This window comes from Corynebacterium sp. HMSC056E09, assembly GCF_001813425.1.
Taxonomy (GTDB): Bacteria; Actinomycetota; Actinomycetes; order Mycobacteriales; family Mycobacteriaceae; genus Corynebacterium; species Corynebacterium hesseae.
Genome location: NZ_KV812477.1, coordinates 147,604 through 163,928 on the forward strand (window position 1 = coordinate 147,604; position 16,325 = coordinate 163,928).

Below are 16,325 nucleotides of genomic sequence, written 5' to 3' on the forward strand. Positions count from 1 at the left end.
TCTCATATGATGAACCTCACGTACCCGGTTTGACCCATATTTACTATCAAGCGATAGATTAGAAACATGTCCAAGCTACTAAGCCCCGATTCCTCTCGTTTCTCACGTCCAGCCGGCACCACAAGCCAGGCCGACGCCGTCCCCGCACGCTTCAAGAACGGCTCCCCCGCCGAACTCCTCGCGGACATGGAAGCCATCGTCGGCGCAGAAAACGTGCATGGACGTCTCAGCGACCTCGTGCGCTTCTCCTCCGATGCCGGCCCCTACCGCTCCATCCCCAACATCGTGGTCTCTCCACGCAACGCGGCGGACCTGTCTGCCTTGATGAAGTATTGCGATAGCCACGATCGCCACATGACCTTCCGCGCTGCAGGAACCTCGCTCAACGGCCAAGCTATGGGCGACGACATCCTCGTCGATGTCAAGACCCACTTCGGTGGCATGGAAGTGCGCGAGGAAGGCCGCACGTTGTGGTCGCGCCCCGGCGTCATTTTGGGCGATGCCCAAGCAGTACTCTCCCGCCACGGCTTCATGCTGGGGCCTGACCCGGGTTCCACGTCCGTATGCACTATCGGTGGCGTGCTGGCGGATAACTCCGGCGGCATGCGTTGCTCCTTGGAACGCGACAGCTACCACAGCATCGAAGAGCTCATCTTCGTCCTGCCATCCGGCACCATCGTCGATACCTCGCGCGGCGATGAGGCCTTCCGCAAGCAGGAGCCGAAGCTCCACGCCGAGCTGCTGGCCTTCCGCGATAAGTTACGCGCCAACACCGAAATGGTAGAGTTCCTGCGCACCAAGTTCTCCATCCGCAACACCAACGGCCTGCGCATCGATGCCTTCCTTGACGAAGACGAGCCCGTGCACATCCTCAAGCGCCTGCTCATCGGCTCCGAGGGCATTTTCGGCGCGATCACGGAATCCATCATCCGCACGGTGAAGCTACCCCGCGTGAAGGCCACGACGTGGGTCGAGCTGCCCAATCTCCGCGACGCAGCCAATTACGTGCACCCCATCATGGAAACCGGCGCGGAAGCCTGCGAACTTCTCGTCGCCCCGGTCATGCGTCGCTCGGCCGAGCACTACTCCCACGCCCCGGAGTCCTGGCGCAACCTCGACGATGACGCCGCAGCACTCCTCGTGGAGGTCGGCGGCAGCGACGAGGCAGACCTGAACAAGGCCATGGATCGCCTGCGCACCGTGCTTGCCGACGCCCCACTACTGCGCCCCCTCGAATTCCTCACCACCGCAGAAGGAATGCGCGGCGCCTGGGAGCTACGCAATGGCCTGTACGGCCTGTTGGGTGCGGATCGCCCGAATGGCACGGCCTATATCACCGAGGACGTATGTTTCCCGCCCTCCCAGGTCGGCGAGGCAGCGGCGGATCTGCTCGATCTGCAGGCCAAGTATGGCTACCCGGAATCTGTCATGGGCCACGCAGCCTTTGGCAACCTACACTTCTTCTTCACCCCGCGTTTTGATGTCGAGGAAGAGCGCGAGTCCTATGCCGCGTTCTTGGATGACCTCGCCGAGCTGGTCATTGATAAGTACCAGGGCTCGATGAAGGCCGAGCACGGCACCGGCGTGAACATGGCTCCCTTCCTTGAGCACGAGTGGGGCACGGAGGCCTTTGAGTTGTTCTGGGAGGTCAAGAACATGATCGACCCCAAGGGCATCCTCGCGCCGAACGTGAAGCTTACGCGTGACCAGACTATCCACCTGCGCAACTTCAAGTCCTTCCCCAAGGTCGAAAATGAAATCAACCCCTGCGTGGAGTGCGGCTTCTGCGAGCCTGTCTGCCCCTCCCGGCACGCCACGGTAACCCCGCGCCAGCGCATCGTCTTGCGCCGAGAAATGGCCCGGCAGAAAGAAGGCTCGGAGGTTCTGGCTCAGCTGCAGAAGGAGTACCAGTACGACGCCGTCGACATGTGCGCGGCCGACGGTACGTGCTCTATCCCCTGCCCGATCAGCATCGATACCGGTGCGGTCATGAAGCAGCTGCGCGCGCAACAGGCCACCCCGGCCCGCGAGAAGGTGGCACTAACGACGGCACAGCGCTGGGAACTGGTGGAAAAGCTTGCCCGCGCTGGCATCATCTCCGCCAACAAGATCCCCCACAAGCCCCTCGAGCTGGGCGCCAACATGGCTCGCAACGTGGTAGCTCCCGACTTGCTGCCCACCGTCCCGGGCCCACTTCCGAAGGCCGCATCGCGCCTGCCGGAAACGCCGCGCGAGGCCGCAGGCGCACTCTACTTCCCAGCCTGTATTAACCGCATCTTCGGCCACCCAGCAGGGGCAGCCAAGGATTCCGTAGACCTGCCGCGCGCCATCGTGGAGCTTGGTCGCCGGGCTGGCCAGCCAGTGTGGATCCCCGAAGATGTCGCGGGCGATTGCTGCGGCACCCCATGGTCCTCCAAGGGCTACAAAGAGGGATTTGAATATCAAGCTCAAAAGATCGTTCGCGACCTCTGGCACTGGTCGGAACACGGCCGCCTGCCCATCGTGGTCGATGCTGCCAGCTGCACCCACGGGTTACTCGATTCGGTTCCCGAGGTGCTCTCCCCCGCTGACCGCGAGCTCTGGGAGGACTTAAAGATCCTCGATGTCGTGGAGTGGCTGCGTGATGAAATTGCACCACACCTGCCAATCGTGAAGAGCATGGGCAGCATCGCCGTCCACCCGACGTGCTCGACAGACCACATGGGGATTAGCCAGGACCTCCTTGACTTGGCCAACCTCTGCGGTGACGCCCAGATCCCTGAGGGCGCGATGTGCTGTGGCTCCGCCGGCGACCGCGTCATGCTTCACCCGGAGCTTGTTGAGTCCGCTACCCGCGAGGAGCGCGCTTCTCTCGACGCCGAACACTTCGACGCGTACGTCTCCGATAACCGCACCTGCGAGATGGGTCTAGAGATGATTGCGGGCAAGACCTATGACTCGATTGCAGTGCTGTTGGAGAGGGCTTCCCGTCCGGTCGTCACTCCATAGCACCATGCCGGTGGCGGCACCCCTCGTGGGAGCCCCGCCACCGGCACGTCAGTCGTGGCGGAAGCAGCTTAGAGATAGTCGTAATTGATTTCGGTGTCTGGGGCGAAGAACACGCAACCTCCCTTAATCGGGCGCAGGTAAATCGTGTCTCCCTGGTGCACGGCAATGCCGCGCGGCACCTTCACAGTGATCCGGTCACCGCGGACTGCGATGACGTCGTCCGCCGATTCCTCCCGGCCGCCGTAGACGTACAACTCGGAGCCAAGGTGCTCCACAATGTCGACCCGAACTGGTAGACCATATTGCTCACCGGGTTGGTTCACGCCAACGATTTCCCAGTTCTCTGGGCGCACGCCGACGATGACGCGATCCGATGCCACCTTCGCGGCCTGCTCCGGCGGCATGTAGTAGTCCAAAGCATGGTCCTTGCCGCCGACAACGCGACCGTCGACGAAGGGGACGTTGTCGATGAGAGTCATAGCCGGCGAACCGATAAACGTCGCCACGAACGAGTTACCCGGATTCTCATACAACGTGTTCGGCGCGTCGACCTGCTGAATGATGCCTTGTTTGAGAACGCACACGCGGTCCCCCATGGTCATCGCTTCAGTCTGGTCGTGGGTGACGTAGACCGTGGTGGTATTGAGCTCGCGCTGCAGCTGCAGGATTTGTGCACGTGTGGAGACACGCAGCTTCGCATCCAAGTTAGACAGCGGCTCATCCATGAGAAAGACCTTGGGCTGGCGAACTATAGCGCGTCCCATCGCCACGCGCTGGCGCTGGCCGCCCGACATCGCGGAAGGCTTGCGATCAATGAGGTCTTCCAGTTCCAACATCTTGGCGGCATTATTAACGCGCTTTTCGATGGTTGCCTTATCCACCTTGGCGTTCTGCAAAGCAAAGGCCATGTTCTGGCGCGCTGTCATGTTGGGGTACAGCGCATAGGATTGGAACACCATAGCTACATCGCGATCCCGCGAGCGGGCTTCAGTAACGTCAACCCCGTCGATGAAGATCTGGCCTTCGTCGATTGGCTCAAGGCCAGCGAGCATGCGCAATGTCGTAGATTTGCCGCAGCCCGAAGGCCCGACGAGTACTAGGAACTCGCCGTCCTTGATATCTAGGTTTATGCGGCTAACCGCCGGAGGCTTCTTCGGATCATAAATCCTGGAAGCTTGACGGAATTCAACTGTAGCCATGGTGTCCTTTCAAACTATCCGAAGTGTTACTTGAGCTTCGGGGTGATGTCGCGGTCGATAACGCTCTGGGTCTCCTTCTGCAGGTCACCGAATGCGGACTCCACGTCCTCATTGCCTACGGTGATGCGATCGAGAACACCACCGATACGCTGGCCGCCGCCTGGTACGAAGACGCGAGCATAGTCCTGCGGCTTGGTGTTCTCGTTGAGCTGCTCGATAGCGGTCTGCGCGTTCGGGTTCTCCTCCAAGAACTTCTTCTCTTCCGGATCGTCCAAGGCGTCCTTGCGCACCGGCATGTAACCCGTCTTCTGGGAGAACTTGATGGTGTTCTCGGTATTAGTCAGGAAGTCAATGAACTTAACCGCGTTAGCCTTGCGCTCGTCAGAAATGCCAGCCGGCACGGCCAGTCCGGCACCGCCAGTCGCTGCCGAAGGACCAGGGCCCGGCAGGTAGGTGGTGATGAACGGAATCGTTGCCGTCTCCTTCAGGCCACCCAAGGAACCGGTGGACTCCAACAGACCGGAGGCCTTGCCGGAGCCGAATGCGACGGTCGGGTCAGTGGAGATTTCGATATGCCCAGCCTTGACTTGCTCCTGCAGGAACTTACCTGCCTCGATGGACTCCTTCGAGGTAAAGTTCGGTTCCCACTCATCAGAGTAAGAACCACCGAAGGCCCAAATCATGCCCTGGAAGTACCAGTCGAGATAGCTGGAGCCATCCGGAACAGTAACAGCCGGCTTGTTGAGCTTGTCCTTGATCTTGGTAGCCCACTCGTCGAACTCTTCCCAGTCCTTCGGGCCACGATCGGTAGGAAGCCCCGCTGCCTTGAGGTCATCGGTGTTCCAGTACATCAGGTTCGTGGATCGGGAGTACGGCACGCCGTAGTGCTTGTCCTTGTACTTGTAGTCTTCACGCAGGGTATCGACGTAGCTCTCCGAGTCAATGTCGTTCATCTCCCAGAGGTCATCGAGCGGCGTGGTGGCCTCATTCAGTGCGAAGTTGAACCAGGTGACGTCGGAGGCAACGAGGACGTCAGGCAGATCGCCGCCTGCGAGGGCAGCATTGAAGCGCTGCGCAACTTCCTCATAGTTGGATCCCGCGGTGACCAGCTCAACCTTGAGATCCGGGTTTTCCTTCTCAAACTCATCAATGAGCTCTTGCTCTAAGTCGCGCGAGGATCCCGGGTGATTGGACCAGAAAGTAATAGTGTTGGCATCGCCGCCATCCTTGGAGCCGCTTCCTGCAGTGGTCGAGCCACCTGCGCAGGCGGTCAGAGACACGGTGGTCAGCAGTGCTGCACAAACGGCAGCGATGCGAGTAGAGGTCTTACGAGACATGGTGGAGGTTCTCCTTGAAAAGTGAAGAATATGGGGGACTTGAGTGAGTTGGGCGTTGAGATAGCAGGCGGTCAGACTAACCCTTGACTGCGCCCGCAGTCAGGCCCTTGATCATCGGCTTCTGAAGAATGAGGAAGATAATGATCATGGGCAGAGTTGTCAGCACGGTGCCGGCCATCACCGGCGCCCAGTTTGTAACGCCTTCCGCATCCTGCAAGCGGGTCAGGCCCACCGGCAGCGTGGCGGCAGCCGGTGTATCCGTAATCAGGAAGGGCCACAAGTATTGGTTCCATTCATTGACCACGGTAATGAGGACAAACGCAGACAGCGTTGGCCACGACATTGGCAGGACCACTCGGAACAAGGTGGTAAAGAAACCTGCTCCGTCCATGCGAGCGGCCTCGAGAATTTCCGGGGGCAATGACTGGAAGTGATTGCGCATGAGGAAGGCACCGAACGCCACGCCCGCCAGTGGGATGATGACGCCAGCGTAGGTATCTCTCCAACCCCATGACGCAACCAGCGAGTAGTTCGAAATAATGGTGATCTGGTTGGGAACCATCAGCGAGGCGATGATAAGCAGGAACAGTAGGTTTCGGCCGGGGAAACGAATGAATGCGAAGGCATAGGCAGTCAGAACGCCGAGGACTACCTCTACCACCGTCAGGATCAGAGTGATGATGACGGAGTTTTTCAGGTAGCTCGAGAAGCCAGAGGTCTGCCAGACGTAGGAATAGTTCTCCGCCTCGAGCGGATTAGGCCAGAAGGAAATTGGATCCGAGTACACGTCCTGGAAAGACTTGAAGCTGGTGATGAAAATAAAGTACAGCGGCACCATAATCATCAGCACTGTCAGTACCAAGGCGATGTAGCCGATGACCTTCGTCGCTGGATGACTGTGATCAATTGGCTCGCCTTTGCGTTTTCGCTGGGCATCAGTAATGACCGGCGCTGCGAGGGATTGGGAGCCAGGAACGGGTGGCAGTTCGCCTTTGGCTTGCGGGAGACCTACCTGGACGGAAGCCGGAATTGAGTGGCTTTCGGACATTTACTTATCCATCCTTTCCTGCAACTTAATCTGCAGCACCGTAATGACAAGCACTACGAGGAACATGATGGTGGCTACTGCTGCACCATAGCCGGCACGGTTGTTGATGAAGGTCTCCTGGTACACCTGGAAAACCATCGTGGAAGTTCCGTAGCCGAACGGTCCACCACCGGTCATCGCATTGATGATGTCGAAGACCTGGAAGGAATTGAGCAGCACGGTAATCAACAAGAAGAAGGTGGTGCCGCGAAGCTGCGGCAGGACCACACGGAAGAAGTGTCGCGCGGCCGGGGTGCCGTCAATCTCCGATGCTTCGTCAAGATCACGGCGCCGTCCTTGCAAGGCAGCCAGATAGATAACGAAGACGTAGCCTACGTTTTTCCAAATATAGGTCACCGTAATCATGAACAGCGCCCAGTTCTGTTGTTGGTAAAAGTTCGGCACATCGACCCCGATGATCCCCAAGAAGTATTGGATGAGGCCGTAGTTGGGATCAAAGACAAACTGGAAGGCCACGCCAATCGCCGCACCTGCGATGACGTAGGGAGCGAAGACTATCGAACGCACCGCAGCGCGACCAAAAAGCTTTTGGTCCAGCAGCAATGCCAGAGCCAGTCCCAAAACCATCGAACCGGCCACCGCGAAGAAAGTAAAAACGACAGTGTTGAACACCACGCGTCCGGTATCCGGTGCTTGGAACCAGTCGATGTAGTTCTGAAGACCGACAAAGGTCATGGTCGGCGATGAAATATTCCAGTTAAAGAAAGAGATGCGAATGTTATCGACCAACGGCCGATAAGTGAAAAGAACGAGAAGGAGAAGGTTCGGGCCAACGAGCAATGCCGCAAGACCGATCTGTTTCCAATCGAGCTTCCGTTTGCGTGGATGACGCGCGAAGTCCTCGGAGACGACCGGCTTCTCAGTGACTGCAGGGATCGCAGCCGTTAGCCCGCTTGCCGGGGTGGAAATTGCCATGCAGAAGAAACTAGACCAAGGCAGTAAACAAAAAGTTTATTGAAAGTATTGACTTGATAAACAGCAGGAAAATTTCCGGAGCCGAGCACTCGAAAACCCATGCTGCGCGTGGGGAACATCACAAGCAACACAATGGAAGACCTCACATCACGTTGCGTTAATGAGAGAACTCCGCCATCTCTTTAGATAGACCATTTCGGTCCATGACGGATCAGATGAGGATGTAGCCTAACGCTGGCTAACTGCGCGAAAGCACGTTGATTGCCAGCTCTGGCAGGTCGGTTGCCATGAGCGATACTCCGTTTTCGCGGCACCACTCCATGTCCTTCGGCAGGTTCACCGTCCACACGTAGGACGGGGCATCAACACCGACAAAGAAGACGGCGTCCCTCCGCACTTGGTGAATGGAAGGCCCAAATCCCGTTGCACCCTCGAGCGTTTCCGGGACTCCCTCATCAGGTTCAAGGAGAAGGAATGACCGCAAGGACGGCAAGAAGTGTCGAAACCGAGCAATTGCTTCGGGGTTGAAGGAGATCAGGCTAAACCGTGGGTCGGCATCGAGCTGTCGGCCGCGTAGGACTTCCGCTACCGATTCCTCAAGGCGTGCACCAAAAGGAGACGGATGCTTCGTCTCTATGAGCAGCTGCTTTCCGGGGTAAGACATGACGAGGTCCACGAGTTCGTCGAGAAGCATGATGCGTTGCGGATCCCCGTGGGTACCGAAATTGAGTGTGCGCAGCTCCTCTAGGGTCATGTCGCCAACAGCGCCGGCGCCATCCGACGTCCTGCCCACCGTCTGATCGTGGATAACTACGACTTCTCCGTCTTTGGTTAGGTTGACGTCGCACTCCACACCAGCCACGTCGAGCTTGAGAGCTTCTTCGAAGGACCGGAATGTGTTTTCGGGGTACCAGCCGTTATAACCTCGGTGCGCGATGATTCCTGGGCGCTCTGACATACTCTTATCCTCCGGGCGGCAAAGTGAATTGTGACGTTGGCGCCGCCCCAGTGTAGACCGCTAACGCCGGCCGCCGCGGTGGCGGTGGGTCGCCACCACGTGCACGGCATCCAGCATGCCCAGGCTGAGCAACGCCTCGCGCAGGGCAAATTGGAAGGTCCACAGGCGTCGAAAGACCTGATCGAACCCGGCTGCCCCGGCTTCGCGGTGGCGGCCATCGAAAAAGCTGCGCTGGTAGCGAAGCGTTTCGAGGTAGTGGCTTCCGGTGTGGGTTTGCGCGATGATTCGCAGGTTGGAGCGCTTATCGAAGAGCCTATGGGTTTCTTCCAACGACGGGTATTCCAAGCCAGGCCAGATATAGGCACGCAGAACCTGAATCGCCGAACGCGCCGCCGGAGTCATCGCATTCGTGGCAAAAAGCGAAGCTAAAGCCAGACGCCCGCCACTGACCAGCGAGCGGTCCAGCATCTCGACATATCGGCGGCGTTCCGGCGGCGAAAGCGTCTCCAGCTTTTCGACGCTCACTATCGCGTCATACCGCCCGCGCCACTTCTTTGGGTTGGGCAAGGCCGTCTCTATGCCCTGCACGTGAACCGAATCAGCGGCGCCTTCGAGAAGCAGTTGCTCGTCGAAAAGCGCCTTCTGCTCCGTGTCGCCCGTAAGCACGTCCACCGTGGCGCGCCGGGCCACCGCCTGAACCGCTACTTGCAGCCCAGTGGCTGGGTAGACCAGGAGGTGGGTTCCGGCGCCGGTGCGGGTGGCGTCGAGAAGCCACTGCGCAGCGCGACGCTGTGCGTCGCCCAAGTCCTCGCGGTCCGTTGATGCCGGCTCGGTCACCGTGGTTACATCGACGAAGTGCTCTTTGGGTTCTTTTCTGCCCGCACGCGCGCTATAGCTACGCACCGCCTCGCGCACCGTAGTGGGTACGCCACTTGCAAAAATGCCGCCCGAATGGCTCAACGAGTCACCTGCGTACAGTTTCACAACGTCAAGGGGTAGTTCACCAGGGCTCGATGTCTCCACGGCAAGCTCCTTGGCCTTCGGCCGATAACCCACCCCCACCAGCCGCGTGAGGACTCTGACAAGGCGCTCAGAATCGGGAGTTGTCCACTCGCCAGCCATATAAGACTCGGCCAGGCCCAGCCAGCCCGAATCGGCGATGCGGGAGAAAAGGGCGTCGTGAAGCACGGTGACATCTGGGTCTTCGCCGTCCAGCTCTACCCCAGCCTTGGAACAGGCCTGCGCGAACTCCGCCTCAGCCCGGCCAGCTTTCATACGCAGTAGGCGCGGTGAAGGGACAGTAGCCACACCGGGCCACACCGCAGCATCAATCGAAGCCAAGTGGGGATACACGCTCAAGTCAGCCTTCCTCATCGCACGCATGTGTCCTCCCAGACTAAAGCCAACGGGGCCCGCGCGGGTGGAGGCGCGGCCCAAAAAGCCAGTTAATAACCCATAAAGTATGCATGTACCGCTAGAAAGGTTTAGACTGACTCGGGTAAAATAATCTGGCTTTCTTAAGGAAGGTAATCAAACACCATGGCGCAAACTCCCCACCGTCCTAGTAACGGCCGCCACCACGTCGTTGTTATCGGTGCCGGCTTCGGCGGTATCAACGCCGTCAAGAAGCTCAAGGACGCGGATGTTGAGATCACCCTCATCGACAAGAAGAACCACCACCTCTTCCAGCCGATGCTCTACCAGGTAGCCACCGGCGTCATTTCCGCCGGCGAAATCGCCCCGTCTACGCGTCAGATCTTGCGTCACCAGGACAACGTTAACTTTGTCAACGGTGAGGTCACCGACGTCAATATCAAGGATCAGACCGTCACCGCGGAACTCGATGGCGCTGTTCGTACCTACGGCTACGACTCCCTCATTGTGGCAGCCGGCGCTGGCCAGTCTTACTTCGGCAACGACCACTTCGCCGAGTATGCCCCGGGCATGAAGACGCTGGATGATGCCCTAGAGATCCGCTCCCGCATTATCTCCGCTTTTGAGAAGGCGGAGCTGGAAGAGGATCCTGCAAAGCGCGAGAAGCTGCTGACCTTCGTCATCGTGGGCGCTGGCCCGACCGGCGTTGAGCTGACCGGCCAGATTGCCGAGCTGGCACAGCGCACCTTTGCTGGCGAATACTCCAATTTCGGTTCCTCCTCCGCCAAGATTTACCTCTTGGACGGCGCTCCGCAGGTCCTTCCGCCGTTCGGCAAGCGCCTCGGCCGCAAGGCTCAGCGCACGCTGGAGAAGCTGGGCGTTGACGTGCGCCTCAACGCCATGGTTACCGACGTCACCGCTGACGCCGTCACCTACAAGAACATGAAGACCGAGGAAGAGGTCACCATCGAGGCCGCGACCAAGATCTGGTCCGCAGGTGTCGCCGCTTCCCCGTTGGGCAAGGTCATCGCTGACCAGGCTGGCGTGGAATCCGACCGTGCCGGCCGCGTCTCCGTTAACGAGGACCTCACGGTTGGCGAGTACAAGAACGTCTACATCGTCGGCGACATGATTTCCCTCAACCGCCTTCCGGGCGTGGCCCAGGTGGCCATCCAGGGCGGCAACCACGTGGGCAAGCTCATCGAAGCCAAGATCGATGAAGAGTCCACCGCGAACGAAGCCGAGCCGTTCGAGTACTTTGACAAGGGCTCCATGGCCGTTATTTCCCGCTTCAACGCCGTCGTCAAGCTGGGCAAGACCGAGTTTGCTGGCTTCCCGGCGTGGATCTCCTGGCTCGGCCTGCACATCTTCTACATCGTTGGCTTCCGCAGCCGTACCCTCGTGGCGCTGCACTGGATCCTCAACGCCTTCTCGCGCGACCGCGGCAACCTGGAAATCACCCAGCAGCAGCGCGTCGCTCGCAACGTCATTGACCGCGACCTTCACTAAGTTCTACGCGCTTTAAGGGAGAGAGGAATCATCCTCTCTCCCTTTTCTTTGGCCACATACGGTAGAACGGAAGAAGTCCCTAGCGTAAAGGAGAAAACCGTGAACCGTCCTGCCCTGCCTCGCGTCCTCAGCATTGCTGGCACCGATCCCACGGGAGGGGCGGGAATTCACGCTGACCTCAAATCCTTTGAGGCGGCCGGCGCCTATGGCATGGCAGTGGTGACGGCCCTCGTCGCGCAAAACACGCAAGGGGTGCGCGCCATCCACACCCCTCCGGTGGAATTCCTGCGCGAACAACTGACAAGTGTGAAGGAGGACGTGACTATCGACGCCCTCAAGATCGGCATGCTCGGCTCGGTGTCCATCACCGAAACGGTGAGCAAGTTCGTCTCTACCCTGCCCGAGGGGGTTCCCATAGTCTGCGATCCGGTCATGGTCGCCTCCAGCGGCGACCGCCTACTCGAACGGGAGGCGGAGCGCGCTGTGCGCGAACTCGCCCGCCGCTCCACCGTGGTCACGCCGAACTTGCCGGAGCTCGCTGTCCTCGCGGACGTCGCACAGCCGCGCATCCTCGAGGAAGCAATCGATATCGCCATTCAGTGGGCTCACGACAATGGGACCTGGGTCGTGGTCAAGGGCGGACACCTCGACGGCGCCCAAGCCGATAATGCAACGGTAAGCCCGTCCGGCGCGGTAACCCGCGTGCCCTGCCCGCGGATTAACACGAAGAACACGCACGGCACCGGCTGCTCGCTCTCCTCCGCGCTCGCAGCACGTTTAGGAGCGGGGGAAACACTCGACGAGGCATTGGTATGGGCCACCGAATGGCTCCACGAAGCGATAGAGAATGCTGATGCGCTTCACGTCGGTCGCGGGCGCGGCCCCGTTGACCATGGTCACCGGCTGCGGCGCCTCGCCGCAGGCGCGCAGCGCTAACCCAATAGGTCTGCGCCGGGGCGGGTAAGCACGGCCACCATGAAGGTGGAGTTCTCCTTAAAGACCTTCATGTCCCAGGATGCGAAGATGAAGTCGACTCGGTAGCCCACCGCGCGGGCGAGGTCGAGGAATTCATCGAAGCCCCAACCACGACCTTCGCCAAAACCAACGACGAACCGACCACCCGGGCGCAAAGCGTTGAAGACGTTGCGCAGAGCGGCCTCACGTCCTTCGATGGCAATGAAGGTCATCACGTTGCCCGCAGCCACAGCGATATCAAAGTTACCCTCCGGGATTTCCTCTTCCGAAAGGTCCCCCACTTCCCAACGGGCCTCCGGATAATCATTGACCGCATGCTCGATCAGGATGGGATCGACGTCCACGCCCAACACCGTGTGGCCGCGCTTTGCCAACTCACCGCCGAGGCGCCCGGAACCGCAGCCGGCGTCGAGGACGCGGGAGTGGCGTTCACTCATGGCGTCGATAAGCCGGGCTTCCCCATCGATGTCCTTGCCCTGGGCCCGAAGTGTCTTCCACTTCCGCGCAAAGTTATGGGAATGGGCGGGATTCGCTGCAGTAACTTCTTTCCAGGTAGGCATGACAACGATTATATGCCCTTACAGGTGTAAGCTTTAGCCGCCATTACAAAACGCCTATACGAAACGAAGGAGGCTGAGACACGATGCCATCTGTACCGTCACCATTCAAGCCACGCAAGAAAAACACTTCTGACGACAGTGCTCCGAGTTTTTCCGTTCCCGTCGAACGTGCCATTGAGCACTGCCGCGTGTTCGTCGATGGCGAGGCTCTTCCCGGCGAGTTTTCGCCGCACAGCGCGCTGCAAACCGTGGAAGAGTACGGACGCGGCTTCGTGTGGGTAGGCCTCTACGAGCCGCTCGAATCACAGATGACGAAGGTGGCGGCTGAGTTTCGTATCCACGAGCTCATCGTCGAGGACGTCGTCCAAGCTCACCAGCGCCCGAAGCTGGAACGCTACGATGACCAGCTGTTCGTGGTGGCGCGGTCGGTGAACTACCGGGATCACGACGAGGTAGCCGATAAGCGCCAAATTATTTCCACTGGTGAGATGCAGATGATCATCGGTGACACATTCATCATCACGGTGCGTCACTCGGCGAAGCTACCCAACTTGGCCTACGTGATCGATGATGAGCAGGACCTCGTCGAACAGGGCCCCGTGTCCCTAGCGTGGAAGATCCTAGACATGATGGTGGACCGCTATTCGGAGATCTGCCGCCTCATCGCCATCGAGGTCGACGAGCTCGAGGAAGAAATCTTCACTCCGAATTCGCTGCCGAACATCGATCGCATCTATATGTTCAAGCGCGAGATTCTGGAGATGAAGCACGCCATCGTGCCGCTTTCGCCTGCTTTGCGCTCGATGGTCTCTGACCACAAGGACCTCATTCCGAAGGCGATTCGCTCCTACATCAGGGACGTCAACGATCACCAGCTGGTGGTCCAGGACCACGTGTCGGGGTTCGATGAACGCTTGACCTCGCTTATCGACGCCTCCGTGGCCAAGATCAGCATGCAGCAAAACTCCGACATGCGCACGATTTCCGCGGTGGTTGGTATGTGGGCCGCACCAACGCTTGTCGCGGGTATCTACGGAATGAACTTCGATGTCATGCCGGAGCTGCATTTTCCTTGGGGCTATTACGGCGCAATCGGCCTCATGGTGTTAGTCGTGGCCGGAATGTGGTGGTGGTTCCGCCGCAACAACTGGTTGTAAGAGGCTACTGCACCACCATCGTGCGCAGCGTGGACGCGGCGAGGAGCACATCCCCCTGGCTGATCTTAACCTCCCACAGCTGCGTGCGGCGCCCCTTGTACAGCGGTGTAGCAACGGCGGTCACCGTGCCCGAAGCCACCGGCTTGAGGAAATCCGTGTTGTTGTTGACACCGACAACGGGCTTGCCTGCGAGGATTAGGCTGCCGACGGATGCAGTCGATTCCGTAATTGTGCAGTACAGACCCCCATTTGCAACGCCCCAAGGCTGGTGGTGATCTGGGACGACTTCCACCTCAGATCGAACCTCGTCTGCAGAAATGTGCGTGTAGCGCAGGCCAATAAGCCCTGCGAGCCCCTGCGGGTTGGAGTTGATCAACTCGAGTTCTTCCGCGTTGAGCGGACGCGACTGGGAAACGGCCAAGAGCTTTTCAAAGATTTCAGAGTGGTTCATGCCACAACAGGTTAGTGGAATTCGGTGACGTAGGATGGTGAACATGACTCAAAGTGCTGAAAAGACAGATCTCGCTCAGATTGGCGTTGTGGGGCTTGCTGTGATGGGCTCCAACCTTGCGCGAAACTTTGCTCGCAACGGCAACACGGTCGCGGTGTACAACCGCAGCCCGGAAAAGACTCGCGCGCTCATCAGCGAGCACGGCGATGAAGGAGCGTTCATTGCCTCCGAGAACGTCGAGGACTTCGTTGCCTCCCTCGAGCGCCCGCGTAAGGCGATCATCATGGTTAAGGCTGGCGCGGCTACTGACGCCGTCATCGAGCAACTCACCGAAGCCATGGATGAGGGTGACATCATCATCGATGGCGGCAATGCACTGTTCACGGACACCATTCGCCGCGAGAAGGAGGTGGCCGCTAAGGGCCGTCACTTCGTCGGCGCAGGCATTTCCGGTGGTGAGGAAGGCGCGCTCAATGGCCCGTCCATCATGCCTGGTGGCCCAGCTGAGTCTTGGGAGACCTTGGGACCAATCCTCGAGTCCATCGCCGCTAATGTCGACGGTACTCCGTGCGTGACCCACATCGGACCCGATGGCGCTGGCCACTTCGTCAAGATGGTGCATAACGGCATCGAATACGCCGACATGCAGGTTATCGGTGAGGCTTACCAGTTGCTTCGTTATGGTGCGGGCATGGAACCGGCTGAAATCGCCGAAGTCTTCCGCGAATGGAACGCCGGAGACCTAGACTCCTACCTCATTGAGATCACCGCCGAAGTACTAGCACAGAAAGATCCGGAGACAGGTGCCCCGCTTGTCGACGTCATCGTGGACGCCGCCGGTCAGAAGGGCACCGGCCGCTGGACCGCCATTAATGGTCTCGAGCTGGGCGTGCCGATCACCGGCATTGCGGAATCCGTTTTCGCGCGTGCGCTCTCTTCTGCCACTGCTCAACGTGCAGCTGCCCAGGAAGGCCAGCTGCCTTCCGGAACCATTGCCGAGCTCAATGTGGACAAGGCTGAGTTCGTCGAAGACGTTCGCCGTGCACTGTATGCCGCGAAGCTCATTGCCTACTCCCAGGGCTTCGATGAGATCAAGGCTGGCTCCGAGGAGTTCGGCTGGAACGTGGACCCACGCGATTTGGCCACCATCTGGCGCGGTGGATGCATCATTCGCGCGAAGTTCCTCGATCGCATCCGTGAGGCCTACGACAACAATGCCGACCTGCCTGCCTTGATTCTGGACCCGTACTTCAAGGGCGAGCTGGAGAACCTCATCGACCCCTGGCGTCGCGTCGTGGTTACTGCAACGCAGCTGGGCCTGCCGGTTCCGGTGTTTGCCTCTTCCCTGTCCTACTACGACAGCTTGCGCGCCGAGCGCCTCCCAGCTGCTCTGATTCAGGGCCAGCGCGATTTCTTCGGCGCCCACACCTTCAAGCGTGTGGACCGCGAGGGCACGTTCCATATCGAATGGTCAGGTGACCGCTCGCTTACCGAGATGTAGCTGCTAAGCCCCTCCCCTGAGGGGCTTTTCTTATCCCTCCGCTACCCGCGACCAGAATTTTTCTTCTTCCGGTTGCGGGGTGTAGAGACCTGTTTTAGTCTCTGTGCTCATGGGGGATATTGAAACCTACATCCGCCTCCGCAATTCGGGGATTGCGCTGGTGGAAAACATTCCTGGCTCACCCGACGAGCTCCGCGCGCTCGGCGCGGATGCCTCCGATGCCGCCGAACTAGCAAGTCTTAACCAGGTGTACTTCGGTCCCACCCGCTTTAGCGGCAAACAACGCAAAGCCC

General features: G+C 59.3%; 13 protein-coding genes and 1 pseudogene. 6 read left to right on the forward strand and 8 right to left on the reverse strand.

Features of this window, described 5'->3' with window-relative positions; all coding sequences use genetic code 11:
• The first annotated feature begins 66 nt into the window (after positions 1-66).
• Complete coding sequence (locus tag HMPREF2912_RS01265) at positions 67-2,988, forward strand: FAD-binding and (Fe-S)-binding domain-containing protein (RefSeq protein WP_070683051.1); 2,922 nt, start codon at positions 67-69, stop codon at positions 2,986-2,988.
• Positions 2,989-3,056: 68 nt separating this feature from the next.
• On the opposite strand, the gene HMPREF2912_RS01270 is transcribed toward HMPREF2912_RS01265, so the two are convergent.
• From HMPREF2912_RS01270 to HMPREF2912_RS01295, 6 genes are all read right to left on the reverse strand, one after another.
• Positions 3,057-4,187 (reverse strand): ABC transporter ATP-binding protein, encoded by a 1,131-nt coding sequence (locus HMPREF2912_RS01270; protein WP_070596585.1) that lies wholly within the window; start codon positions 4,185-4,187, stop codon positions 3,057-3,059.
• Positions 4,188-4,213: 26 nt separating this feature from the next.
• Positions 4,214-5,524: an ABC transporter substrate-binding protein gene (locus HMPREF2912_RS01275; RefSeq protein WP_070596586.1), complete on the reverse strand. Its 1,311-nt coding sequence runs from the start codon at positions 5,522-5,524 to the stop codon at positions 4,214-4,216.
• 76 nt (positions 5,525-5,600) lie between these two features.
• Complete coding sequence (locus HMPREF2912_RS01280; RefSeq protein ID WP_070623410.1) at positions 5,601-6,572, reverse strand: carbohydrate ABC transporter permease; 972 nt, start codon at positions 6,570-6,572, stop codon at positions 5,601-5,603.
• Entirely contained in the window at positions 6,573-7,547 is a 975-nt protein-coding gene (locus HMPREF2912_RS01285) for a carbohydrate ABC transporter permease (protein WP_070520440.1), read from the reverse strand.
• Positions 7,548-7,785: 238 nt separating this feature from the next.
• Positions 7,786-8,505 carry a glycerophosphodiester phosphodiesterase gene (locus HMPREF2912_RS01290; RefSeq protein ID WP_070623407.1) on the reverse strand — a complete coding sequence of 240 codons (720 nt, stop codon included), beginning with the start codon at positions 8,503-8,505 and terminating at the stop codon, positions 7,786-7,788.
• Positions 8,506-8,565: 60 nt separating this feature from the next.
• Positions 8,566-9,858, reverse strand: coding sequence for a class I SAM-dependent methyltransferase (locus HMPREF2912_RS01295; RefSeq protein ID WP_070623563.1), 1,293 nt, complete (start codon positions 9,856-9,858; stop codon positions 8,566-8,568).
• 186 nt (positions 9,859-10,044) lie between these two features.
• Here HMPREF2912_RS01295 and HMPREF2912_RS01300 point away from each other — a divergent pair, with 186 nt between their 5' ends.
• Both HMPREF2912_RS01300 and thiD read left to right on the forward strand, forming a co-directional pair.
• Positions 10,045-11,388, forward strand: coding sequence for an NAD(P)/FAD-dependent oxidoreductase (locus tag HMPREF2912_RS01300; RefSeq protein ID WP_070520431.1), 1,344 nt, complete (start codon positions 10,045-10,047; stop codon positions 11,386-11,388).
• Positions 11,389-11,487: 99 nt separating this feature from the next.
• Positions 11,488-12,324: a bifunctional hydroxymethylpyrimidine kinase/phosphomethylpyrimidine kinase gene (gene thiD, locus HMPREF2912_RS01305; protein WP_070520428.1), complete on the forward strand. Its 837-nt coding sequence runs from the start codon at positions 11,488-11,490 to the stop codon at positions 12,322-12,324.
• Here thiD and HMPREF2912_RS01310 read toward each other — a convergent pair.
• Positions 12,321-12,923, reverse strand: a complete 603-nt coding sequence (locus HMPREF2912_RS01310) for a class I SAM-dependent methyltransferase (protein ID WP_070520425.1) — start codon at positions 12,921-12,923, stop codon at positions 12,321-12,323. The genes thiD and HMPREF2912_RS01310 overlap by 4 nt on opposite strands.
• An 83-nt stretch (positions 12,924-13,006) precedes the next feature.
• On the opposite strand from HMPREF2912_RS01310, the gene corA reads away from it, so the two are divergent.
• Positions 13,007-14,080 (forward strand): magnesium/cobalt transporter CorA, encoded by a 1,074-nt coding sequence (gene corA, locus HMPREF2912_RS01315; protein ID WP_070520423.1) that lies wholly within the window; start codon positions 13,007-13,009, stop codon positions 14,078-14,080.
• Between the two features lie 4 nt (positions 14,081-14,084).
• Here the strand turns inward: corA and HMPREF2912_RS01320 are convergent, their stop codons facing one another.
• Positions 14,085-14,531, reverse strand: a complete 447-nt coding sequence (locus tag HMPREF2912_RS01320; RefSeq protein ID WP_070520420.1) for a PaaI family thioesterase — start codon at positions 14,529-14,531, stop codon at positions 14,085-14,087.
• 43 nt (positions 14,532-14,574) lie between these two features.
• On the opposite strand from HMPREF2912_RS01320, the gene gndA reads away from it, so the two are divergent.
• The gene (gene gndA / locus HMPREF2912_RS01325) at positions 14,575-16,032 is read left to right on the forward strand and encodes an NADP-dependent phosphogluconate dehydrogenase (RefSeq protein ID WP_070520417.1); all 1,458 of its coding nucleotides are present in this window, start codon (positions 14,575-14,577) and stop codon (positions 16,030-16,032) included.
• A 109-nt stretch (positions 16,033-16,141) separates the two neighbouring features.
• Positions 16,142-16,325 (forward strand): annotated as a pseudogene (locus tag HMPREF2912_RS01330) (HNH endonuclease); the annotation flags it as partial.

Coding starts and splice junctions, on each gene's coding strand:
- HMPREF2912_RS01265 (WP_070683051.1), top strand. CDS start 67: ATGTCCAAGCTACTAAGCCCCGATTCCTCTCGTTTCTCACGTCCAGCC.
- HMPREF2912_RS01270 (WP_070596585.1), bottom strand. CDS start 4,187: ATGGCTACAGTTGAATTCCGTCAAGCTTCCAGGATTTATGATCCGAAG.
- HMPREF2912_RS01275 (WP_070596586.1), bottom strand. CDS start 5,524: ATGTCTCGTAAGACCTCTACTCGCATCGCTGCCGTTTGTGCAGCACTG.
- HMPREF2912_RS01280 (WP_070623410.1), bottom strand. CDS start 6,572: ATGTCCGAAAGCCACTCAATTCCGGCTTCCGTCCAGGTAGGTCTCCCG.
- HMPREF2912_RS01285 (WP_070520440.1), bottom strand. CDS start 7,547: ATGGCAATTTCCACCCCGGCAAGCGGGCTAACGGCTGCGATCCCTGCA.
- HMPREF2912_RS01290 (WP_070623407.1), bottom strand. CDS start 8,505: ATGTCAGAGCGCCCAGGAATCATCGCGCACCGAGGTTATAACGGCTGG.
- HMPREF2912_RS01300 (WP_070520431.1), top strand. CDS start 10,045: ATGGCGCAAACTCCCCACCGTCCTAGTAACGGCCGCCACCACGTCGTT.
- HMPREF2912_RS01310 (WP_070520425.1), bottom strand. CDS start 12,923: ATGCCTACCTGGAAAGAAGTTACTGCAGCGAATCCCGCCCATTCCCAT.
- corA (WP_070520423.1), top strand. CDS start 13,007: ATGCCATCTGTACCGTCACCATTCAAGCCACGCAAGAAAAACACTTCT.
- HMPREF2912_RS01320 (WP_070520420.1), bottom strand. CDS start 14,531: ATGAACCACTCTGAAATCTTTGAAAAGCTCTTGGCCGTTTCCCAGTCG.
- gndA (WP_070520417.1), top strand. CDS start 14,575: ATGACTCAAAGTGCTGAAAAGACAGATCTCGCTCAGATTGGCGTTGTG.